Source organism: Pikeienuella sp. (assembly GCF_046290545.1).
Lineage (GTDB): Bacteria > Pseudomonadota > Alphaproteobacteria > Rhodobacterales > Rhodobacteraceae > Pikeienuella.
Window position 1 is genome coordinate 208,198 of the sequence record NZ_JBKAGV010000004.1, and the last position, 19,906, is coordinate 228,103.

20 protein-coding genes are annotated in these 19,906 nt (G+C 72.6%); 4 read left to right on the forward strand and 16 right to left on the reverse strand.

Annotated elements, in window-relative coordinates; translation table 11 throughout:
- Positions 1 to 3: 3 nt before the first annotated feature.
- The 7 genes from ACE37J_RS01820 to ACE37J_RS01850 form a co-directional block, all read right to left on the reverse strand.
- Positions 4 to 432 (reverse strand): proton-translocating transhydrogenase family protein, encoded by a 429-nt coding sequence (locus ACE37J_RS01820; protein WP_409706121.1) that lies wholly within the window; start codon positions 430 to 432, stop codon positions 4 to 6.
- A 4-nt stretch (positions 433 to 436) separates the two neighbouring features.
- Positions 437 to 1,573: a Re/Si-specific NAD(P)(+) transhydrogenase subunit alpha gene (locus tag ACE37J_RS01825; RefSeq protein ID WP_409706124.1), complete on the reverse strand. Its 1,137-nt coding sequence runs from the start codon at positions 1,571 to 1,573 to the stop codon at positions 437 to 439.
- A 53-nt stretch (positions 1,574 to 1,626) separates the two neighbouring features.
- Entirely contained in the window at positions 1,627 to 1,761 is a 135-nt protein-coding gene (locus ACE37J_RS01830; RefSeq protein WP_409706127.1) for an aa3-type cytochrome c oxidase subunit IV, read from the reverse strand.
- A 136-nt stretch (positions 1,762 to 1,897) separates the two neighbouring features.
- Positions 1,898 to 2,620 (reverse strand): VPLPA-CTERM sorting domain-containing protein, encoded by a 723-nt coding sequence (locus ACE37J_RS01835; protein ID WP_409706130.1) that lies wholly within the window; start codon positions 2,618 to 2,620, stop codon positions 1,898 to 1,900.
- Positions 2,621 to 2,633: 13 nt separating this feature from the next.
- Positions 2,634 to 3,413: a VPLPA-CTERM sorting domain-containing protein gene (locus ACE37J_RS01840; RefSeq protein WP_409706133.1), complete on the reverse strand. Its 780-nt coding sequence runs from the start codon at positions 3,411 to 3,413 to the stop codon at positions 2,634 to 2,636.
- 250 nt (positions 3,414 to 3,663) lie between these two features.
- Positions 3,664 to 4,746 (reverse strand): MBL fold metallo-hydrolase, encoded by a 1,083-nt coding sequence (locus ACE37J_RS01845; RefSeq protein WP_409706136.1) that lies wholly within the window; start codon positions 4,744 to 4,746, stop codon positions 3,664 to 3,666.
- Entirely contained in the window at positions 4,743 to 6,443 is a 1,701-nt protein-coding gene (locus ACE37J_RS01850; protein WP_409706139.1) for an acyl-CoA dehydrogenase, read from the reverse strand. Before ACE37J_RS01850 ends, ACE37J_RS01845 begins: the two co-directional genes overlap by 4 nt.
- Positions 6,444 to 6,621: 178 nt before the next feature.
- On the opposite strand from ACE37J_RS01850, the gene ACE37J_RS01855 reads away from it, so the two are divergent.
- Genes ACE37J_RS01855 through ACE37J_RS01870 form a run of 4 tightly spaced genes read left to right on the forward strand, consistent with a single transcriptional unit; the run spans position 6,622 to position 12,345 of the window.
- Positions 6,622 to 8,736: an ATP-binding protein gene (locus ACE37J_RS01855; RefSeq protein ID WP_409706142.1), complete on the forward strand. Its 2,115-nt coding sequence runs from the start codon at positions 6,622 to 6,624 to the stop codon at positions 8,734 to 8,736.
- A 31-nt stretch (positions 8,737 to 8,767) separates the two neighbouring features.
- Complete coding sequence (locus ACE37J_RS01860; protein ID WP_409706145.1) at positions 8,768 to 9,928, forward strand: MFS transporter; 1,161 nt, start codon at positions 8,768 to 8,770, stop codon at positions 9,926 to 9,928.
- Positions 9,929 to 9,970: 42 nt separating this feature from the next.
- Positions 9,971 to 10,933: an L-threonylcarbamoyladenylate synthase gene (locus ACE37J_RS01865; RefSeq protein ID WP_409706148.1), complete on the forward strand. Its 963-nt coding sequence runs from the start codon at positions 9,971 to 9,973 to the stop codon at positions 10,931 to 10,933.
- Complete coding sequence (locus tag ACE37J_RS01870) at positions 10,930 to 12,345, forward strand: FAD-binding oxidoreductase (protein ID WP_409706151.1); 1,416 nt, start codon at positions 10,930 to 10,932, stop codon at positions 12,343 to 12,345. Before ACE37J_RS01865 ends, ACE37J_RS01870 begins: the two co-directional genes overlap by 4 nt.
- On the opposite strand, the gene ACE37J_RS01875 is transcribed toward ACE37J_RS01870, so the two are convergent.
- The 9 genes from ACE37J_RS01875 to ACE37J_RS01915 form a co-directional block, all read right to left on the reverse strand.
- The gene (locus ACE37J_RS01875) at positions 12,346 to 14,184 is read right to left on the reverse strand and encodes a hypothetical protein (RefSeq protein ID WP_409706153.1); all 1,839 of its coding nucleotides are present in this window, start codon (positions 14,182 to 14,184) and stop codon (positions 12,346 to 12,348) included. It abuts the gene before it with no gap.
- A gap of 106 nt (positions 14,185 to 14,290) precedes the next feature.
- Positions 14,291 to 15,007, reverse strand: a complete 717-nt coding sequence (gene recO, locus ACE37J_RS01880; RefSeq protein WP_409706156.1) for a DNA repair protein RecO — start codon at positions 15,005 to 15,007, stop codon at positions 14,291 to 14,293.
- 3 nt (positions 15,008 to 15,010) lie between these two features.
- Positions 15,011 to 15,439 carry a PaaI family thioesterase gene (locus ACE37J_RS01885; protein WP_409706159.1) on the reverse strand — a complete coding sequence of 143 codons (429 nt, stop codon included), beginning with the start codon at positions 15,437 to 15,439 and terminating at the stop codon, positions 15,011 to 15,013.
- A 43-nt stretch (positions 15,440 to 15,482) separates the two neighbouring features.
- Complete coding sequence (locus ACE37J_RS01890) at positions 15,483 to 15,815, reverse strand: DUF1491 family protein (RefSeq protein WP_409706162.1); 333 nt, start codon at positions 15,813 to 15,815, stop codon at positions 15,483 to 15,485.
- A gap of 370 nt (positions 15,816 to 16,185) precedes the next feature.
- A complete protein-coding gene (era, locus tag ACE37J_RS01895; protein WP_409706165.1) occupies positions 16,186 to 17,127 on the reverse strand; it encodes a GTPase Era in 942 nt (313 codons plus the stop codon).
- On the reverse strand, positions 17,120 to 17,806 hold the full coding sequence (gene rnc / locus ACE37J_RS01900; protein WP_409706168.1) for a ribonuclease III: 687 nt from the start codon (positions 17,804 to 17,806) through the stop codon (positions 17,120 to 17,122). Before rnc ends, era begins: the two co-directional genes overlap by 8 nt.
- Before the next feature lie 6 nt (positions 17,807 to 17,812).
- Positions 17,813 to 18,583 (reverse strand): signal peptidase I, encoded by a 771-nt coding sequence (gene lepB / locus ACE37J_RS01905; RefSeq protein ID WP_409706171.1) that lies wholly within the window; start codon positions 18,581 to 18,583, stop codon positions 17,813 to 17,815.
- 49 nt (positions 18,584 to 18,632) lie between these two features.
- Positions 18,633 to 19,043, reverse strand: a complete 411-nt coding sequence (gene acpS / locus ACE37J_RS01910; protein WP_409706174.1) for a holo-ACP synthase — start codon at positions 19,041 to 19,043, stop codon at positions 18,633 to 18,635.
- A complete protein-coding gene (locus ACE37J_RS01915) occupies positions 19,040 to 19,660 on the reverse strand; it encodes a LysE family translocator (protein WP_409706177.1) in 621 nt (206 codons plus the stop codon). Before ACE37J_RS01915 ends, acpS begins: the two co-directional genes overlap by 4 nt.
- Positions 19,661 to 19,906 lie beyond the last annotated feature (246 nt).

Here is a 19,906-nt window from a genome sequence, read left to right on the forward strand (position 1 = left end):
CCCTCAACCCTTCTTCTTGTACATGGCGAGCATGCGTTCGGTGACCATGAAGCCGCCGAAGATGTTCACCGCCGCCATCGCCAGCGCGAGGAAGCCGAAGACCGGCGTCCACCAGGAGGCGAGGCTCGTGTCGACGCCGACGGCGACGAGCGCGCCGACGACGATGACGGAGGAGATCGCGTTCGTCACCGACATGAGCGGCGTATGGAGCGCGGGCGTGACCGACCAGACGACGTAATAGCCGACGAAGCAGGCCAGCACGAAGGCCGAGAGATAGAACACGAAGGGGGAGATGCCGGCGCCGTGCGCGGCGGCTTCCACGACGCCTTCCGGCGCCGTCGTCGCGGCGGTGGCCGCGAGGTCGGCGACCTTCTGGCTCGCCGCGGCGGCGGCCTCGGCCGCTTCTCTCAGGGACGTGAGGACTTCGGACATGGTCTTACCCCTTCGCTGCGACGAGTTGCGGATGCACGACCTCGCCGCCCTTCGTCAGGCGGATCCCCTTCACGAGCTCGTCCTCGTCGTCGAGGGCGAAGGCCTTGTCCTTGAAGAAAGGCGTGAGGAAATTGAGGTGGTTGCGGCTGTAGAGCGCGGAGGCGTCCGCCGTCAGCCGCCCGGGCAGGTTGGCGAAGCCGAGGATCGTCACGCCGTTGTCGGTGACGACATTCTCCGCCAGCTTCGCGCCCTCCACGTTGCCGCCCTGCTCGACCGCGAGGTCGACGATCACGGAGCCGGGCGCCATCGAGGCCACCATCTCCTTCGTCACGAGGATCGGCGCCTTGCGGCCGGGGATCAGCGCGGTGGTGATGACGATGTTCTGCTTGGCGATGTGGCCGGCCACCAGCTCCGCCTGCTGCTTCTTGTAGTCGTCGGACATTTCCTTGGCGTAGCCGCCCGCCGTCTGCGCCTGCGCGAATTCCTCGTTCTTCACGGCGATGAACTTGCCGCCGAGCGAGGCGACCTGCTCTTCCGTCGCCGGGCGCACGTCCGTCGCCGTCACGATGGCGCCGAGCCGGCGCGCCGTGGCGATGGCCTGGAGCCCGGCGACGCCGACGCCCATGATGAACACCTTTGCGGGGGCGACCGTGCCCGCCGCCGTCATCATCTGCGGCATCGCGCGGCCATAGGCGTTCGCCGCCTCCAGCACCGCCTTGTATCCGGCGAGGTTGGCCTGGGAGGAGAGCACGTCCATGGACTGCGCGCGGGTGATGCGCGGCATGAACTCCATGGCGAAGCAGTCCACGCCCTTCTCGGCCAGCGAGCCGAGCATCTCCCGGTCGCCATAGGGCGACATGGTGCAGAAGAGCATCTGCCCCTTGGCGAGGCTCTTCGCCTCCGCCTCGGTCGGCCTCTGGATCTTGAGCACGGCGTCCGCGCCCTTCACCGTGGCGGCGAAGGTCTTGGCGATGGTCGCGCCCGCGGCCTCATAGGCGGCGTCGGGCAGCGAGGCGCCGTCCCCGGCGCCGGCCTGCACCACGACCTCCGCCCCGAGGGCGACGAATTTCTTCACGGTCTCGGGAACCCCGGCGACGCGGGTTTCGTGTTCCCGCGTCTCCTTGGGAATGGCGATCTTCATAAGGTCTCCCCCTCGTCGCCCGCGCTTTTCCGCCGGGCGTGTGGCGATTTAGGTCAGATGCCGACGATGGCCAGAATGATCAGGATCACGACGATGCTCACGGCCAGCCAGACGCCGCTCTTGATGAACCCGGCGAACGTCCGCTTCTGTTCGGAGATGTCCATCTCGCCTTGCCTGTGCTCCGCCATGCCGCTCCTCCATCTCATGGTTCCACGGAGCGGATAGCATAGCCGTTTTTCCGCTGCGACGCATTTCTTCGCCGCAGCGAAACGAAAACGGGCGCCCCGGGAGGGGCGCCCGCGCGGCAGGTCCCTGCTTGGGGGCTCAGGCGGTCTTGCGCCGCCGCCGGGCGGCGAAGACCAGCACGCCGATTCCGGCGGCGAGGAGCGGCGCGGCGGCCGGGAGCGGCACGGCGGCGACGCGCGTGACGCTGATGTCGTCGAGGAAGCCGCCGAGCGTGTCCGCCTTGCCCGTCGCGGCGAAGCTCAGCGTCACCGGCGAGTCGCCGCCCGTGACCGTGAAGAGCGTGGAGACCAGCGTCCAGAGGCCGACCGCCGTGCCCGCCGTCGCGCTCGGCCCAGTCACCGACCCGGCGAGAAGAGAGGCGCTCGCCGCGTTGAAGATCGAATAGGCGATCCCGTTGGTGCCGATGTCGCGCGTCCGCGGGCTGTAATGGAAGTCGAGCTGGTAGACGCCGCTGGCGAGGTTCAGCGTCTGCGCCATGGTCGAGTTGGAGTTCGGCCTCGGATGGCTGTCGAGCTCGACATAGTGAAGCCCGCTATGCGCGTTGATCGAGCCGATGGTCCGGTTGGTCTGCACCTCGATGCCGCTGCCGGCCGTGGTCGTCCAGCCGGGGATCGAGGTGAACACGTCCCAGCTGGCGCCCGGCCCGCTCGCGAGGTTCGAGAGCTGCGCGCCATTCGCGAGGCCGGCGCCGGGCGTGGAGGAGCTCACATCCTCGAAGCTCCCGTTCACGATGACCGCATGGGCCGGCGCCGCGAGCGCGGCGAGCGAGAGGGCGAGGGCGAGAGAGGTCGACTTGAACATGGTTACGCTCCGGTCAGCCCGCGACGGGCCGGGTTGAAACACGCTTGCGCCGCCGGGCGCCGGCGAAGCCGAGCGCCGCGAGGCCGGTGAGGAGGAGGGGCAGGGCGGCGGGAACCGGCACGGCCGAGACCGGCGCGGTCGTTCCGCCGCCGCCCGGCTCGATGGGCCGGTCCTCCGGCCCGAGGTTGACGACCGGCTTCTCATGCGGCGGCCGCATCACGGCGGGCGGCATGAGCGGGTCGAGATCGCCGCCCGGCCTTTCGGCGCCGTCCGTTCCGCCGTCAGGGGCGGGCCGGTTCGCGGCGCCGCCGGGCGATCCGCCGCCAGCCGCTCCGCCGCCCCCGCCGCCGCCGCCGCCGCCGCCCGCGCTCCCGCCCGAGCCGCCCCGCACGATGCTCGCGAGGACCGGCCCGGCGACGGACCCGCCCGCGCCCGCGCCCGCGCCGCCCGATCCGTCGCCGGCGAACGACGCGCCCTTCGGCGTCATGGAGAGAACGATAGCCACCCCGTCGCGCATCCCGCCGAAGGGGTCGCGCAGGGCGTGGCGATGGCCGCCGAGCCATGCGGTCGCCGTCTGCCGCCCGGCCCAGAACGCGCCATAGCAGACCGGCGCGAACGCCCAGTCGGCCGAGCCGACCGCAACGCCCGGCGCCTCGTCGAGGGCGACATGTCGAGACGGAGCGCCGACCGAGGGCGAGCCGAGCTCGACCGTCGCGACGACGACAGGAATTGCTGCAAGCGCAGCGGCGAGCAGGCAGCCCGCTACGCGGCGCGACTTGTCACGGTTCCACATCCACCCACACTCACAAACCCCACAACCCACGGTTTGTGATGTAGACGAATCCGAAGTCGATTAAAAGAACCGAAGTTTTTCGTTAACCCTCTGCTCTTGGTTGATTCAGCGTGGAATCAATAGCTTGCCGCCAAAGACTCGAAGAGAGGCCGGAAATTTACCTTGATTTCTTCGCAATCGAGGGCGTTTTCGGCAAAAGAAAGGCAGCCGCAACTTCAATGCGTTCGGAGCCCGGGAGCCCGGCAGGGCTCTAGGGAAGCAGCCGGAAGCGCCAGGCGCCGTCCTCGCCGAGGCTCCGCTCCGCCTCGCCCGTCGCCCACATGTGGTTGAGATGCGCCACAGCCTCGACCATGGCGAGGCCGAACTCCCCGTCCCCGATCGGCCGCTTGTAGATGTCGTCGAAGCATTCCACCGCCGTCCTCGGCTGCGCCAGCGCCTTGCGGAGCCGCTTCAGCACGCCGTGATGGTTCTCGATCAGCTGCTCCAGCCGCTTCGGCAGCCCGGTGAAGGGCCGGTTGTGGCCGGGAAGGCAGAGATGCCCCTCCCGCGCATGGGGCTGGAACTTCCGGCAGGACGCCATCCATTCGCCCAGCGGGTCCGCTTCCGGCTCGGTGACGTAGACGCCGACATTGGGGGAGATGCGCGGCAGGATCTGGTCCGCCGAGATGACGATGTCGTCCGTCTCCGACCAGAACGTGGCCTGTTCCGGCGCATGGCCGTCCCCCGTCAGCACGCGCCAGGCGCGCCCGCCCATCTCGATCCTGTCCCCGTCCTTCAGCCGCTTGAAGCCGGGCGGCAGCGGGGCGACGACGCGGGAGAAGTTCATCGGCTCGCGGTTCCGCGCCCATTCGAGCCGCGCCTCGTCCGCCCCGGCGCGGCGCATGTGGAGGAGGGAGGGCTCCGTCGTCCGCTCCTGATGGTCGAGCGTGAGCATCCGCGCGAAGAGCCACGCCGTCCGCGTCGTCCAGAGCCGGGCGCCATGCTCCGCCTGGAACCAGCCGGCGAGGCCGATATGGTCCGGGTGGTGATGCGTGGCGACGACGCGCGTCACCGGCTTCGCCGCCAGCGGCCCGTTCATCAGATCGGCCCAGAGCGCCTTCGTCTTCGAGGTCTGGAAGCCGGTGTCGATCACCGTCCACCCGTCCCCGTCGTCCAGCGCATAGACGTTCACATGGTCGAGCGCCATCGGCAGCGGCAGGCGCAGCCAGAGGATGCGCTCCGCGACCTCGATCGCCCCGCCCGGCTCCGGAATCGCCTCGCCATGCGGATAGGCGAGCCCGGCGGGGAGGCGGCGGCTTTCGTCGAGCGGGGGCGGCGACTCCGCGTCGCTCATGCGCCGAACGCCTCGGCCGGGAGCGCGTAGAGCGGCGCCGCGCCCTCGACGGCGGCTTCAAGCGCGGCCTCCGCCTCCGGCAGGAGCTGCCGCAGGTGGAACACGGCGAGCGGCAGGCGCGCCTCGTCCGCCGCGGCGGCCCGGAGGAGGTAATGGCCGCCGAGGATCAGGCCCCAGGCCCGGAGATAAGGGGTGGCCCCGGCGTTCCGGTCGATCGCCTCGGCGCCGAGCATCCATTCCGTCGCCGCATCGAGCCGCGCCCGCGCCTCGCCGAGCCGGAGGCCGGGCGCCTCGCCCGCCGCCGCACTCTCCGCGATCTCGGCGAGGAGCCCGCGCGCGGCCGCGCCGCCGTCCGAAAGCTTCCGGCCGACCAGATCCATCGCCTGGATGCCGTTCGTCCCCTCGTAGATCATCGTGACGCGCACGTCGCGGGCGTATTGCGCGGCGCCCGTCTCCTCGATGAAGCCCATGCCGCCATGCACCTGCACGCCGATCTGCGCGACCTCGTGCCCGATATCGGTCGAGAAGGCCTTGGCGATGGGCGTCAGGAACGCGCCCCGCGCGGCCCATCCCGCCCGCGCCGCCTCCGGCGCGGCGCGCGCCATGTCGAGGCTGAAGGCGCAGTCGAGGCAGATCGCGCGCGCGGCGGCGGTGAGCGCCTTCATCCGCATCAGCTTCCGGCGGATGTTCGGATGGTCGATGATCGCCCCCGTCCCCTCGACCGGCGTGCGCCCCTGCCTGCGCTCCATCGCGAAGGCGACCGCCTTCTGCGTCGCCGCCTCCGCGACGCCGAGCCCCTCGACGCCGACGCCGAGCCGGGCGTTGTTCATCATGGTGAACATCGCCGCCATGCCGCCGCCCTCCGGCCCGATGAGCCAGGCCGTGGCGCCGTCATACTGCATCACCGCGGTGGGCGAGCCGTGGAGGCCGAGCTTGTGTTCGAGGCTCACGACAGCGAGCGAGTTGCGCCGCCCCGGCCGCCCCTCCTCGTCGGGGATGAATTTCGGCGCGAGGAAGAGCGAGACGCCGCGCGTCCCCGCCGGCGCGCCGGGCAGCCGGGCGAGCACGAGATGGCAGACATTCCTCGCGAAGTCGTTGTCGCCCCAGGAGATGTAGATCTTCTGCCCGGTGATCGCATAGGTCCCGTCGCCGCGCGGCTCCGCCGTGGTGCGGAGCGCGCCTACATCCGATCCCGCCTGCGGCTCCGTCAGGTTCATCGTGCCGGTCCACTCGCCGGAGATGAGCTTCGGCAGGTAGAGCGCCCGGATCGCGTCGCTCGCATGATGCTCCAGCGCCTCGATCTGCCCCTGGCTCATCAGCGGGCAGAGCGAGAGGGAGAGGCAGGCGGAGGCCATCATCTCGTTCACCGCCGTCCCGAAGGTGAGCGGCAGGCCCATGCCGCCATGCTCCGGGTTGGCCGCGATGCCGATCCAGCCGCCCTCCGCGATCGCGGCGAAGCCGTCCGCGAAGCCGGGGGAGGTGCGGACGACGCCGTTCTCGAGCCTTGCGGGGTGAAGGTCCCCCGCCCGCTGGAGCGGCGCGAGCCGCTCCTCCGCCATCCGCGCCGCCTCGCCGAGCACGGCGGCCCGCGTCTCCGCCGTCGCCTCGGCGAAGAGCGGCGTCGCCGCCAGCCGGCCGGCGCCGACGACATGGGTGAGGATGTGCTCGATCTCGCCCAGCGGGGCGCGATAGGTCATGGCCGTCCCTCCTCCCGAACCGCGCCGTCTCGGCGGCGCGCCCCTCGCGCTATCGCCAATCGCCGGGCCGCGCAACCGCGCCGCGGTGGAACCGCCGCTAACCGCGCGTTAAACTGAGTCCGCGAAAGATCGGCGCGCCAGGCGCCGCGCGCCGCATAGGGGAGGGAACCCAGAGCCGATGCCGGTCGGACCGCTTATACCGGGCCGCACGCGGGAGGGTGGAAGGCTGATCGAGGTCGGCGCCGTTTCGGCCTTCATCGCGCTCGTCGTCATCTGGCTGATCGCGCTTCTGCACGATGCCGGCCGCGCGCGCGACGTCGCTCCGCTCGTCTCCGCTTTCCTCGTCCTTGGGCTCGCGTCCGTCGTGGCGGCGCGCCTGCGGAGGCCGGCCTCGCTCGTCGTCGTGCTTCTGACCGCGGCGAGCTATGGCGTGATCGGAGTCGTTTCGGCAGGGATGGGGGGGCTCGCCTACCACGCGGCGCCGCTCCTCGCGCTTGTTCCCGTCGTCGCCGCCTCGTTCTCGACGGAGCGCGCGACGGCCTTGAGCGCCGCGGTCGGCCTCCTCGTCGTCCTTGCGGTCGGGGCCGCGGGGGACGGCGTCGATCCGGCCTATGCGGCGGCGCCCACGACCCTCGCTTCTCCCCAGCTCGTCTGGCTCGGCGCGAGCCTCGTCACGCTCGCCATGTACGGGATCGCCAGCCTCTTTAATCTCTACGGGCGGGAGCGTCTTCACCGCCGGTTGACCCTGGCGATCGCCCGGGCGGAAGAGGCGGGCCTCGCCCGGTCACGCTTCCTCGCGACGATCAGCCATGAATTGCGGACGCCGCTGAACGGCGTCTTCGGTTTCGCGGAACTTCTGAGCCTTGATCCGGACCCGAAGGTCCGCGAACTGGCCGAGGAGACGCGCCGCAGGGGGCGGCGGCTAACCCGGCTGGTCGAGCGCGCGCTCGAAGCCACGGCGACGCGGGTGGAAGCGCTGCCCGACGAAGGCGCCGCCGAGGAGCGGGAGGCGGCGCTGCCCGAGGTCGTCGCCGGGCCGCGGCTTGTGAACTTCATCTCCCGCGTTTTTAATCTCTTCTACTTCGCCGTTTTCAGCCTCGTTGTCCTGCAAGACTGGCGCGTGGGCGGCACGGCCTTCCTTTTCGCTCTGCCGTTCACCGCGCTCGTCGTCGGCTCCATGTTCATGGCGGGGGTCGCAGGCCGCCAGCGGCTGCGGGTCTGGATGTTTGCTGGCGGCGCCGCGGGCGCCGTCGTCATCGGCGCTTCCCTCATGGGCGGCCTCGCCTACTATACGATCGCCGGGCTATTCATCATCCCGATGGTCATCGCCTCGCTGGGGCGGATACGGGACACGGCGGCCTCCATTCTGGTCGTTGCGCTCTGCCTGCTCGCGATCCACGGCCTGAGCGCGACGCCGGACGGCCTCTTCGCCCTGAAGCCGTCGCAGACCCTCGACGCCGGATTGCTCTGGACGCTTTCCTCGCTCGCCATGATCGCCGGGTTCGGCTTCGTCGCCTTCATGAACGTCTATTCGCGCCGCCAGCGGACGCGGCGGCTTCACCGCGCGCTCCAGCTCGCCGAGGCGGCGCGGGACGCGAAGGCCGCGCTGCTCGACGAGGTGAGCGCGGACCTCGCCGCGGAGACGGCTGCGCTCTGCTCAGCCTTGACCCGGGCGGGGGCTTCCGGCGCAGCCGATCCGCGAAGCGAGGCGACGCTGCGCCAGCTCGCAGCCTCCGCCTCCGCCTTCGCCGCGCTCGTCGGCTCGATGCGGGACTTTGCGGAGATCGGCCGCGCCGGTGCCCTCTCCGCGCCCTTCGTGCCGACGGAGATCGCGGAGGCCGCCGCCGACGCCGCGGGCGCGACCGGCCGGGAGATACGGCGGGAGATTGTCCAGGGCGCCGCCCTCCCGCGCTGCGGCGATGCGGAGCGCATCCGCCGGATTCTCGCCTGCCTGCTCGACAACGCCGCGAAATTTGCGCCCTCCGGCGCGATCGTCCTCTCCGTCGCCGATTCGCCGGAGGGCGGCCTCCTCTTCAGCGTCGCGGACGAAGGGCCCGGCGTGCCGGAGGCTGATCGCGAGCGCATCTTCGAGCCGTTCCTCCAGCTCGACCAGACGGAGCGGCGCGCGGTCGGCGGCGCCGGGCTCGGGCTCGCCCTGGCGCGGGAGAATGCGCGGCGGATGGGCGGCGATGTCCTGTATCGCGCCGGAAAGGGCGGCGGCTCGATCTTCCTGCTCTGGCTGCCGGACCTGCCGCTGACCGGGGCCGCGGAGCCCGAGCGCCAGGCCGCTTGAAGCCCCCGCGCCGCGCGCCTAACGCTGTCGCATGGCGTCTCCCTCCCCGCGGCTGCTGATTCCCGCGCTCTCCTTCGCGAACTTCACCATCGGCGTCGGCGCCTTCATGGTGATCGGCGTGCTGGCGCCCGTCGCCGCTGAACTCCGCATGTCGGAGGCCGAGGCGGGGCTGGTGATGACCGTCTACGCCGTCGCCTACGCCATCGGCTCGCCGCTCCTCGTCGCGCTGACGGGGGGCCTGCGGCGGCGGGACCTTCTCGCCGGCGCGCTCCTTCTCTTCGCCGTCGCGGCGGTGGTGATCGCGCTGGCGGAGAGCGCGGGCGTCCTCCTCTTCGGGCGGGCGCTCGCCGCGCTCGGGGCCGGGATCGTCTCCCCCGTCATCGCCGCCGTCGCCGCCGCCTCCGTCGCGCCGGAGGCGCGGGGCCGGGCGCTCGCCGCGGCCTTCTTCGGCTTCACGCTGGCGCAGGTGATGGGCATCCCCCTCGGCGCCTGGGTCGGCTACACCTTCGGCTGGCGCGTGGATTTCTGGGCCGTCGCCGCGCTCTCGCTCCTCGCCGCGGCGGGGGCGATGCGCTTCGTGCCCGCGAACGTCTCGGCGGAGCCGGGCCGCCTCTCCGCCCTCTTCGCGACGCTGATGGACCGGCGGGCGATGCTCGCCCTCTCCTTCACCCCGCTTTTCGTCGGCGCCGCCTATGTCTTCTACACCTTCGCGACGCCGATCCTGGAGACGCGGATGGGCATGGGGCGGGAGGGGGTGAGCCTCTTCCTCTTCGTCACCGGCGCGGGCGCGGTCGCCGGCAACCTGATCTCTGGCCGGCTGGCGGACCGGATCGGGCCGGCATGGACCCTCGGCGCGCTCTCCGTCGTCACCATACTCGTGACGCCGATCTTCTCCCTTCTCCCGGTCCCGCCCCTCCTCCTCTACGGCGCGACCTTCCTCTGGTCGGTCTTCGGCTGGGGCTTCTTCGCCGTGCAGCAGAACCGCCTGATCGCCGCGGTCCCGGAGCGGGCGACCGTCGTCCTCTCGCTCAACTCCGCGCTTCTCTATCTCGGCGTCTCGCTCGGCTCCGCCGCCGGCTCCGGCCTCGCGGCGGGCTTCGGGCTCGATGCGCTCGGCTGGGGCGCCGCTGCGGTCGCGGCGGCGGCGCTCCTGAACCTCGTTCTCGTCGAGCGGGCGCTCCGCCGCCGCTGACCGCGTCTCGCCATCGCCGCCGCTTGGCGCTATGTGCGGGGCATGGACAAGGGGGCGGAGAGCACGCGGGTTCTGGGGCCGGGCGACGCTGTGGAGGCGGCGGCGCTGCTCCGCGCCGGCCGCCTCGTCGCCTTCCCGACCGAAACCGTCTACGGCCTCGGGGGGGATGGCGCCTCCGACGAAGCGGTCGCCGCGATCTTCGCCGCCAAGGGCCGCCCCTCCTTCAACCCGCTGATCCTCCACGTCGCGGACGAAGAGGCCGCCGCGCGCCTCGCCCATCTGCCGGAAGGCGCGCGCCGCCTCGCCGCCCGGTTCTGGCCCGGCCCGCTGACCCTCGTCGCCCCGGCGCGCGCCGGCGCGCCTGTCTCCCTCCTCGCGCGTGCGGGGCTGGAGACGGTGGCGCTCCGCGTCCCCGCCCACCCGGTCGCCCAGGCCCTGCTCCGCGCCTTCGGCGGCCCCCTCGCCGCGCCCTCCGCCAACCCTTCGGGACGGATCAGCCCGACGACCGCCGCCCATGTCCTCGCCGGCCTCTCCGGGCGGATCGCCGCCGTGATCGACGGCGGCGCCTGCCCGGTCGGCCTCGAAAGCGCGGTGGTCGGCTTCGACGATGCGGGCGCCGCGCGGCTTCTCCGCCCCGGCGGGCTCCCGGCGGAGGAGATCGAGGCCGCGCTCGCCGCCCCGCTCCTCCCGGCGGGGGAGGGGATCAGCGCGCCGGGGCAGCTTCTCAGCCACTACGCCCCGCGCGCCGCGCTCCGGCTCGCCGCCGCCTCGCCCGCGCCGGGGGAGGCGCTGCTCGGCTTCGGCGGCGCGGCGGGCGCCGCGCTCGACCTTTCGCCCGCAGGCGACCTGCAGGAAGCGGCGGCGAACCTCTTCGCCATGCTCCACGCGCTCGACGCGCGGGGCGGCCCCATCGCCGTCTCCCCCATCCCCGAACGCGGCCTCGGCCGCGCGATCAACGACCGCCTCCGCCGCGCCGCCGCGCCGCGGGAAAGGAGCCCGGCATGAGCCTGAACCCCGCCTCCGCCGCGCTGCTGGACGGCCTCCGCGAGCTTCTCGGCCCCAATGGCGCGAAGACGCCGGAGGACGAGCCCGGCCTCTTCCGCGAGGATCGGGACCGTTATCGCGGCCACGGCGCCTTCGTCGCGCGCCCCGCCTCCACCGCGGAAGTCGCGGAAGTCGTGCGCCGCTGCGCCGCGGCGCGGACCCCGCTCATCCCCGTCTCCGGCGGCACCGGCCTCGTCGGCGGCCATGTGACGACGGCGGAGCCCGCGCCCGTCCTCCTCTCGCTCCAGCGCATGAACCGCATCCGCGCGGTGGACGCGGCGGACAATGCGCTGATCGCGGAGGCGGGCGTCATCCTGAAGGACGTGCAGGACGCCGCGGCCTCGGTGGACCGTCTCTTCCCCCTCTCCCTCGCCTCCGAAGGCTCCTGCCGGATCGGCGGGAACCTCTCCTCCAATGCCGGCGGGGTGAACACGCTCCGCTACGGCAACGCGCGCGACCTCTGCCTCGGGGTGGAGGCCGTGCTGCCGGACGGAACCGTCTTCAACGGGCTGAAGCGGTTGCGGAAGGACAATATGGGCTATGACCTCCGCCATCTCCTGATCGGCGCGGAGGGGACGCTCGGGATCATCACCGCCGCGGCGCTGAAGCTCTTTCCCCGCCCGGCGGAGACGGCGACCGCCTGGCTCGCCGTGCCGAGCCCACAGGCGGCGGTGGACCTCCTCCACTTCCTCCGCCCCCGCGTCGGAGACGTGATATCCGCCTTCGAACTGATCGACGTGGTGGGCTTCGATTTCCTCGCCGAGACCGGAATGCCGAAGCCCGCGCCGCTCGACCCGATGCCGAAATGGTCCGTCCTCGTCGAATGCGGCGGGCGCGCGGGCGTGGGCGAGGCGCTCGAATCCGCGCTCGAAGCGGCCTTCGAGGCCGGGCTGGCGACGGACGGCGCCGTCGCGCAATCCGCCCAGCAAAGGGACGCGCTCTGGACGATCCGGGAGACGATCCCGCTCGCCAACCGCGCGGTCGGCGCGCTCTCGAACCATGACATCTCGGTGCCCGTGGCCCGCCTGCCCGAGTTCATCGAAAAGGCGACGTCTGCGCTGAACCGGCTCGATCCCGCGCTCCGCATCAACTGCTTCGGCCATGTCGGGGACGGGAACCTGCACTACAACGTCTATCCGCCCAGAGGCCGCGACAAGGCGGAGATGGGCAACCGGCGGGAGGAGGTGAAGCGCCTCGTCCACGACCTCGTGCACGAGACCGAGGGCTCGGTCGGCGCGGAGCACGGCGTCGGCCGCGCCAAGGTGGAGGATCTCGAACGCTACGGCGATGCGGGCCTCCTCGCCGCGATGCGCGCGCTCAAGGCCGCGCTCGACCCGGCGGGGATCATGAACCCGGGCGCCGTCCTCCGCTGATCACGCCGCCAGCCGGTCGCGCGCGGCGGCCGCGGCCGCGGCGAGCGGCGAGCGGCGGTCGAGCTTGGTGAGCGCGGCGGCGTAGGCCGCCCGCGCCGCCGCCTGCAGCCGGCGCAGCGTCTCCGGCGGCCCGCCCGCCTTCGCCTCCGCCTCCAGCGCCCGCCCGAGCGCGAGCTGAAGGTCGACCCATCGCGGCGCGCCCGCCGCCTCCCCCTGAAGCGCCTTGCGGCAGAGCGCCGCCGCCTCCGAGGCGGCGCGCGCCGCGCTCGGCCCGGCGGAAAAGCGCGCCTCTGCGGTCAGCGCGCCGACGAGGGTGAAATGCGCCGCGGCCCAGGCCTCCGGCTCCCGCTCCCGCGACCGCGCGGCGAGGGCGGCGCGGGCCGAGGCGGCGGCCTCCGCCGCAAGCCCCGCCGCCTGCTCCTTCGGCGCGAACTCCGCCAGCTCCGCCAGCGCCCGGGCGAGGTTGCAGCGGATCGCCGCGCGGCGATGCTCTTCCGCGCCGTCCTCCTTGCCGAGCGCGTCGAGCGCGTCGCGATAGGCGGCGACGGCCTTCACGAGCATCCCGGCGCCCCCGCCCGACGCCGCCTGCGCGCGCAGCGTGTTGCCGAGATTGTTGCGCGCCGCGGCCCAGTGCGCCGGCGTCGCCTCCCGGCTGTAGACGCCGAGCGCCGCCTGCTCCGCCTGTTCCGCCTCCTGCAGCATCCGCGCCCGCGCCGGCCCCGGCGTCGCCATCGCCGCCGCGCCGAGGGCGAGGCCAAGCTGCGCCTGCGCCTGCGCCCAGTCCGCCGGCTTCGACCGCCGCGCGCGGGCCGAGAGCGCGGCGCGGTAGGCGGCGGCCGCCTCCACATGCAGCGCCGCCGCCTCCTTCCCGCGCTTCCGCCGCGCGAGATTGCCGAGCGCCGTGGCGAGGTTGCTGTTCGTCGTCGCCCGCCGCCCGGGATGCGCCCGCTCGGTGAAGACTTCGAGCGCGGCGCGATAGAGCGAGACGGCCTCCTCCAGCAGCGCCACGCTCGCCTCGTGCGGATGCATGATCGCGAGGTCGTGCAGCGCGTTGGCGAGGTTGTTGCGCGTCGTCGCCCATTTCTCGGGCCGCCGGTTCTTTCGCCAGTAGTCGAGATTGCGGCGGAGGAAGGGCCCGGCGGCGGCGATGGCGTCGGCCCCGAAGAGCCGCCCGTGCCGGTGCAGGGCGGCGGCGAAGGCTTGCCGGAGGTCCGCCGCCGCATCGGGAACGAAGGGATCGAGGAAGCCCGCGGCGGATTCGGCGAGCGTCGCGGCGAGCCCCGGCGCCCCGGACATGAGCGCGACCTCCCCCCGCTCGCGCCGCAATTCGATCCGCGCCGGCCCGCGGCCGACTTCCGCCTCGGCGGCGGAGAGGCGGGCCTCCGCCTCCGCGAAATCGCCCCGGTCGATCGCAGCCTGCGCCGCAGTCGCGAAGGGCTGGACGTCCGGCCGGTTCCGGACGATCCCGGCGAGGCGCGCGCGGGAGGCGCGCCATTCCAGCGTCTTGAGGCGGATGGCGGCATCCCGCAGGTCCCGCTCGCGGGAGTCGAGCGTCCTGAGCGACGCCTCCAGCATCTGCCGCAGGGGGGCCGCGCCGGGCGGCTCCGTCTCCGCCCCCGGCAGGTCGGAGGGCGCAAGGCCGAGCGCATGGCGGATCGCCTCGACGACCCGCGGCGCCGGTGAGGAAACGAGCCCGTCCTCGATCTCCGCGACCCGCCGCGCGGCGCCCGGGCCGCCGAAGGCCATCGCCGCCAGTTCGGGCCGGGAGAGGCCGCGCTCGCGTCGTCGGGCCTTCACAAGATCGCCGAACTCGCGACCGAATCCTTGAGGATGCCGCATCGAAGCCCCCACACACGCACACACACGAACACAAATGCGAATCTCTCACGATCCGCCTGTTTGGCCAGCGAAAACCGCTTCGGATTCGCCTCGAATGCCGCGGGCGTCAGGCCCGGCGGGCGAGCCGCTCCGCCAGCCGCCCGCGCGGCGCGGGCAGGTCGCCGGCGCCGACCCAGCGTTCAAGGAAGAAGCCGCTGAGCGCGAGCCCCTCCGCAAGCCCGCCCCCGTTCGCGTCCCCGGCCGCGCCGCCGAGAAAGCCCGGCAGCGGCAGGAGCCGCCCGCCCCAGGGCTCCGCCGCCGCCCGGCTCACCGCGCGCCCGCTCTTCGGCGAGACATGGGTGAGGTCCTCCCGCGCCCCGGTGACGGCGCAGGCGGAGAGTTCGAGCGGCCAGCCGAGCTCCGAAAGCAGCATCAGCTCCCAGGCGACATAGGCTTCCGGCCAGTCCGGCGCGGCGCCCAGCGAATCCAGAAGCGAAACCGTCGCCGCATGGAGGGCGGGGCAGGGCTCACGCTCCGGCAGGAACGCGGTCAGGAGGGCGGCGACCGACGCCATCGCCGCCAGCGCGTCCCCGTCCGCCATCAGCGCCCCGGCGCGGGAGCGCAGGGGCTCCGCCCGGAACGCGCCGAGATGCTCGCCGAGCCGCGCCCGCCATTCGAGGCTCACATCCGCCCCCGGCTGAAGGAGCGGCGCCATCTTCCGCGAGGCGCCGCCGCGCACGATCCCGGCATGGCGCCCGTGCGCCGCGGTCAGCGCCTCTAGGATCAGCGCATCCTCCCCGTGCCGCCGGGCGGAGAGGATCACGCCTTCGTCGCGCCACTCCAAGCGTCAGGCCCTGGGCCAGAGCACCATCTGCGTGCAGCGGAACTGCGCCATCACGCGGCCCGTAGCCTCCGAGGTCACCACCGCGTCCCAGAGCTGGGTCGACCGGCCAAGATGCAGCGGCTTCGCCCGGACGACGACGCGCCCCTCCTTCGCGGTGGAGAGGAAGCTGGAGGAGAGATCGATCGTGGTGAAGCCGGTCGCGCCCTCGGGGAGCGCCGCGATGGCGCCGAAGCCGCAGGCCGTATCCGCCAGCGTCACCACGACGCCCGCATGGAGATAGCCGTTCGGCGCGAAGAGCGTGCGCCGCACCTCCACCGATCCGATCACCTCCTCCGGCGTCACCTTCTCGAATTTCGCGCCGAGAAGATCGGGGAAGAGGCCCGCGGTGCGGGCGTTCCATTCATCGAGCGTGTTCGGCTTGTCGAGCGCCATGGGAGCCTCCCGTTTTCGGGGAAGGATGCGCCGCGCGCGCCCGTCAGTCGAGCCCTTCCTCGCCGAGGAGGGTCCGGCCCTTCGGATCCTCGATCTCGACAATCCAGAGATCGGGGTCGAAACGGCGCTGCCGGGCGAGCGCCGCCTCCGCCTCGGCCTCCTCCGCCGCCTCGACGAGCGGGGACCAGACGCGCTCCCCCTCCGCCCCGTAGGCGCGCACGAAGACGGAGGCGCGCCCGTCCATCGTCGCGACCTTCACCGCCACCGCGCCGGCGGTCGGGTCGCCCTTCGCGGCGAGATAGGCGGGGATGGCGGCGAAGCGGAGCCGCGCGAGATAGGCGGAGACCCAGAGATCGGTGGTGAGCCGGGCGGTCATCGTTCGAAAGACGGGGGGTTTGAGCGAGTTCTTCGCCCGCGCCTTCCTGCCTTCGGGATTGCGCAGAACCTGTCCAGAAGCGCCCGGCGGATCAGACCCGCGGCTGATCCGCCCGCGGCCGCCGCCCCCCGGCGGCCGCGTTTCCGCGCCCGCCGCGGCGACCGCGGACTGATCTTCGACGTTCGGGAAGGCTTGGCGCCCCTCGCCCTCCGGCTTGCGCCTCCGGGCGACGGCCTCTGCGGCTTTCCCCCGGAAAGCCGCTGATCGAGGCCGGGACCGACACAATCGGGCGCACACAAAGACGCGGGCGCTTCCCCCCTCCCGCCTTCGGGTTGGGGGAGAGGGGGGAGGGCGGCCCGCCGCCCCGCCCTCATTCCTCCCCGCCCGAGAAATCCAGCCCGATCGCGTCGAACCGCTCCTTCTCGTCGAGCCAGCCGGGCCGGGCCTTCACCTCGAGGAAGAGATGCGCGCGCCGGCCGATCAGCGCCTCGATCTCCTTCCGCGCCTCCTGCCCGACGGTCTTGATCGTCTCGCCCCGCTTGCCGAGCACGATGCCCTTGTGCCCGTCGCGGATCACGTAAATGATCTGGCGGATCTCCGCAGAGCCGTCCTTCCGATCGTCCCAGCTCTCGGTCTCGACCGTGAGCTGGTAGGGCAGCTCCTCATGCAGCCGCAGCGTCAGCTTCTCGCGCGTGATCTCGGCGGCGATCATCCGCGTCGGCAGGTCGGAAATCTCGTCCTCGGGGTAGAGGAACGGCCCCGCCGGCATCTCCGCCGCGAGCCAGAGGCGGAGCGCCTCCACCCCGTGCCCCCGCTCGGCGGAAATCATGAAGGTCGCCGCGAAATCCCGCTTCGCGTTCATTTCCTGCGCGATGTGCAGCAGCGCCGGCGCCTTCACCCGGTCGATCTTGTTGATGACGAGCGCGACCTTCAGCCCCGGCCGCTCCGCCAGCCGGTCGAGGATCGCCTGAACGCCGTCCGTCAGCCCGCGATGCGCCTCGATCAGGAGGCAGATCACGTCCGCGTCGTCCGCCCCGGCCCAGGCGGCGGCGACCATCGCCCGGTCGAGCCTCCGGCGCGGGCGGAAGAGGCCGGGCGTATCGACGAAGACGAGCTGCGCCCGCCCGCCTCCTGAATCCGGGGGCGTGTCCGCCATCGCGATTCCGCGGATGCGCGCCCGCGTCGTCTGCACCTTGTGCGTGACGATGGCGACCTTCGCGCCCACCATCGCGTTGAGCAGGGTGGACTTGCCGGCGTTCGGCTCCCCGATCAGCGCGACGAACCCCGCGCGGGTTTCGGCGACGTCAGCCATCCAGTTCTCCGATCAGCTTCAGCAGCGTCATCGCCGCCTCCTGCTCCGCGGCGCGTTTCGAGCGCGCCTCGGCCCGCGCCTCGGCGCCGGTCTCCAGCCGGGCGACGACGGTGAAGCGCGGCGCATGGTCCGGCCCCGTCCGCCCCTCTTCCTCGTAGCGCGGCGGCCGCATGCCCCGCGCCTGCGCCCATTCCTGCAGCCAGGTCTTGGCGTCGCGCGGGGCCTCGGCCCCTTGCGCCTCGATCCGCGCGCGCCAGTGCCGGGCGATGACGCCGCGCGCCGCCTCCAGCCCGCCGTCGAGATAGACGGCGGCGAGCGCGGCCTCCATCGCGTCGCCGAGGAGGGCGTCGCGCCGCCGCGCCCCTGTCCGCGCCTCGGACTTGCCGAGGCGGAGCGCCCGGTCGAGCCCGATCTCCCGCGCCACCTCGGCGCAGGTCTCCTTGCGCACCAGTTCGTTGAAGCGGGGCGCGAGCTCGCCCTCGTTCGCATCCGGATGCCGCGCGACCAGCGCCTCCGCCACCAGCAGCCCGAGCACCCGGTCCCCGAGGAATTCGAGCCGCTGGTTGTGCGGCCGCGCCGGCGTCGCGGCGGAGGGATGGGTCAGCGCCTCCTCCAGCCGCGCGATATCCGTGAAGGCGTGGCCGAGCCGCGCCGCCGCCTCGCGCGCGTCAGAGGCCAAGGGCGCTCACCGGATGACCGTGAGGAACCGGCTCCACCGCCAGTTCCAGATCTCGTAGAACGGCCCGTCGGAGGAGATCGCGATGATCTCCGCCCGCCCGACGAGGTTCTCGTAAGGAACAAAGCCGACGCCCTGCCGGCTGTCGTTGGAATTGTCCCGGTTGTCGCCCATGAAGAAATACTGGCCCTCGGGCACGGTGAAGACGCGGGTGTTGTCCGTCGCCGCCGAAAGGTTCCCGTCCGCGTTCAGCACGGTGTAGCTCCGGCCGGAAGGCAGCGTCTCCGTCCACGCCTCCTTCGCGCAGACGACCTCGCCGCCGATGGTCGGCTTGTCGATGCAGCGCGTGCGCGACGGGTCGATCGGCTCGATGAAATCGTCCAGCCGCGCTTGCGGGACCTCCTCCTCGTTGAGGAAGAGCTTGCCGCCCCGCATCTGGATGCGGTCCCCCGGCAGGCCGACCAGCCGCTTGATGAAATCCTCGTTGGTCCGCGGATGCTTGAAGACGATCACGTCCCCCCGCTCCGGCTCCGAGGCGAAGATGCGCCCGTCGAACGGCCCGAGCGACCAGGGGAAGGAATGCTTCGAATAGCCGTAGGAATATTTCGAGATGAAGAGGTAATCGCCGATCAGCAGCGTGGACTTCATCGAACCGGAGGGAATCCAGAACGGCTGGAACAGGAAGGTGCGGAAGACGAGCGCGATGGCGATCGCCCAGACGATGGTCCGGATCGTCTCGCCGATCCCTTCCTTCTGCTTGCCGCCTCGCGTCCTGGCCATGCGCGTCTCCCGATCAGGCCGCCGCTTGTGCGTCCGGCCCCCGCCGCTGTCAAGGCGACGGGGCGCGCGGCCGGGCCTCGATCACGACGAAGGCCTGGGCGTAGGGGTGGTCGTCCGTGATCGTGACATGGATCTCCGCCACATGGCCCGCAGGGATCATCGCGGCGAGCCGTTCCGCCGCCCCGCCGGTCAGATGCATGGTCGGCTGGCCGGAGGGGAGGTTCACCACCCCCATCTCCGCCCAGGCGACGCCCATGCGGAGCCCGGTGCCGAGCGCCTTGGAACAGGCCTCCTTCGCCGCCCAGCGCTTGGCGTAGCTCGCCGCCCGCTCCTTCCGCCGGTCGGATTTCTGGCGCTCGATCTCGGTGAAGACGCGCATGACGAACCGCTCCCCGAACCGGTTGAGCGTGTTCTCGATCCGGCGGATGTCTGCGAGGTCGGAGCCTATGCCGATGATCATGGCGCCTCCGGCCTCCATGTCAGCAGCCGGAGCCCGGCGAGGCCGAAGAGCGCCGCCGTCGCCGCCTCGATCCCCCGCCTTGCGCGGGCGTAGAGCCGCCGGGCGGGCGGCGCCGCGAAGGCGAGCGAATAGCCGAGATAGATGAGGAGGCCGATGGCGGAGCAAACGGCCCAGATCGCCCAGATCTGCGCCCCCGTCGTCTCCGGCCCGAGGCCGAGCGCGATCACCGCCGCCCAGGCGAGGATCGCCTTGGGGTTCATCGCGTTGAGGAGCGCGCCCCGCGCGAAATGGCGGCGCGCAGCGGCGGGCGCCGGCGCCCCGCCCGGCCGCATCGCGCTCCGCGCCGCGCCGAAGGCGAGCCAGAGGAGAAAGAGCCCGCCGCCGATCTTCAGCACGGTGAGCGCCGCCGCGCTGGCGAGAAGCAGCGGCCCGAGCCCCGCGGCGACGAGCGCGCCCCAGAGCGCGAGGACGAGCGCGAGCCCGAGCGAGAACCGCGCCGCGGCCCCCGCCCCCTGCGCCATGGCGGTCGCCGCGACGCCGAGCGTCGCCGGCCCGGGCGCCCCGCAGGCGACGGCGAAGGCGATGGCGGGGGCGAGGAGGAAGGCGAGGTCGGTCATCGGGCGCTCCGGCGCTGTCCGTTCCGCTGCGCAGGCGGCTGAAGCAGCGCCACGGCCTCGATCAGCAGGTCTCCAGTGGAGACCTGCAGAGGCCGTTCGGCCGGAGGCGCAAGCCGGAGGCCGAGGGGCGCCGAGCTTGCCCGAACAGCTCCAAATCGGAGCGCGGCCGCTGCGGTGGCCGCGGAATCGCGGCCGCCGGGGTCGAGCGTATACGCCCGACGCGGCCGCGGGCCGATTTGACGCGGG

Coding starts and splice junctions, on each gene's coding strand:
- ACE37J_RS01820 (WP_409706121.1), bottom strand. CDS start 432: ATGTCCGAAGTCCTCACGTCCCTGAGAGAAGCGGCCGAGGCCGCCGCC.
- ACE37J_RS01825 (WP_409706124.1), bottom strand. CDS start 1,573: ATGAAGATCGCCATTCCCAAGGAGACGCGGGAACACGAAACCCGCGTC.
- ACE37J_RS01830 (WP_409706127.1), bottom strand. CDS start 1,761: ATGGCGGAGCACAGGCAAGGCGAGATGGACATCTCCGAACAGAAGCGG.
- ACE37J_RS01835 (WP_409706130.1), bottom strand. CDS start 2,620: ATGTTCAAGTCGACCTCTCTCGCCCTCGCCCTCTCGCTCGCCGCGCTC.
- ACE37J_RS01840 (WP_409706133.1), bottom strand. CDS start 3,413: ATGTGGAACCGTGACAAGTCGCGCCGCGTAGCGGGCTGCCTGCTCGCC.
- ACE37J_RS01845 (WP_409706136.1), bottom strand. CDS start 4,746: ATGAGCGACGCGGAGTCGCCGCCCCCGCTCGACGAAAGCCGCCGCCTC.
- ACE37J_RS01850 (WP_409706139.1), bottom strand. CDS start 6,443: ATGACCTATCGCGCCCCGCTGGGCGAGATCGAGCACATCCTCACCCAT.
- ACE37J_RS01855 (WP_409706142.1), top strand. CDS start 6,622: ATGCCGGTCGGACCGCTTATACCGGGCCGCACGCGGGAGGGTGGAAGG.
- ACE37J_RS01860 (WP_409706145.1), top strand. CDS start 8,768: ATGGCGTCTCCCTCCCCGCGGCTGCTGATTCCCGCGCTCTCCTTCGCG.
- ACE37J_RS01865 (WP_409706148.1), top strand. CDS start 9,971: ATGGACAAGGGGGCGGAGAGCACGCGGGTTCTGGGGCCGGGCGACGCT.
- ACE37J_RS01870 (WP_409706151.1), top strand. CDS start 10,930: ATGAGCCTGAACCCCGCCTCCGCCGCGCTGCTGGACGGCCTCCGCGAG.
- ACE37J_RS01875 (WP_409706153.1), bottom strand. CDS start 14,184: ATGCGGCATCCTCAAGGATTCGGTCGCGAGTTCGGCGATCTTGTGAAG.
- ACE37J_RS01885 (WP_409706159.1), bottom strand. CDS start 15,439: ATGGCGCTCGACAAGCCGAACACGCTCGATGAATGGAACGCCCGCACC.
- ACE37J_RS01890 (WP_409706162.1), bottom strand. CDS start 15,815: ATGACCGCCCGGCTCACCACCGATCTCTGGGTCTCCGCCTATCTCGCG.
- era (WP_409706165.1), bottom strand. CDS start 17,127: ATGGCTGACGTCGCCGAAACCCGCGCGGGGTTCGTCGCGCTGATCGGG.
- lepB (WP_409706171.1), bottom strand. CDS start 18,583: ATGGCCAGGACGCGAGGCGGCAAGCAGAAGGAAGGGATCGGCGAGACG.
- acpS (WP_409706174.1), bottom strand. CDS start 19,043: ATGATCATCGGCATAGGCTCCGACCTCGCAGACATCCGCCGGATCGAG.
- ACE37J_RS01915 (WP_409706177.1), bottom strand. CDS start 19,660: ATGACCGACCTCGCCTTCCTCCTCGCCCCCGCCATCGCCTTCGCCGTC.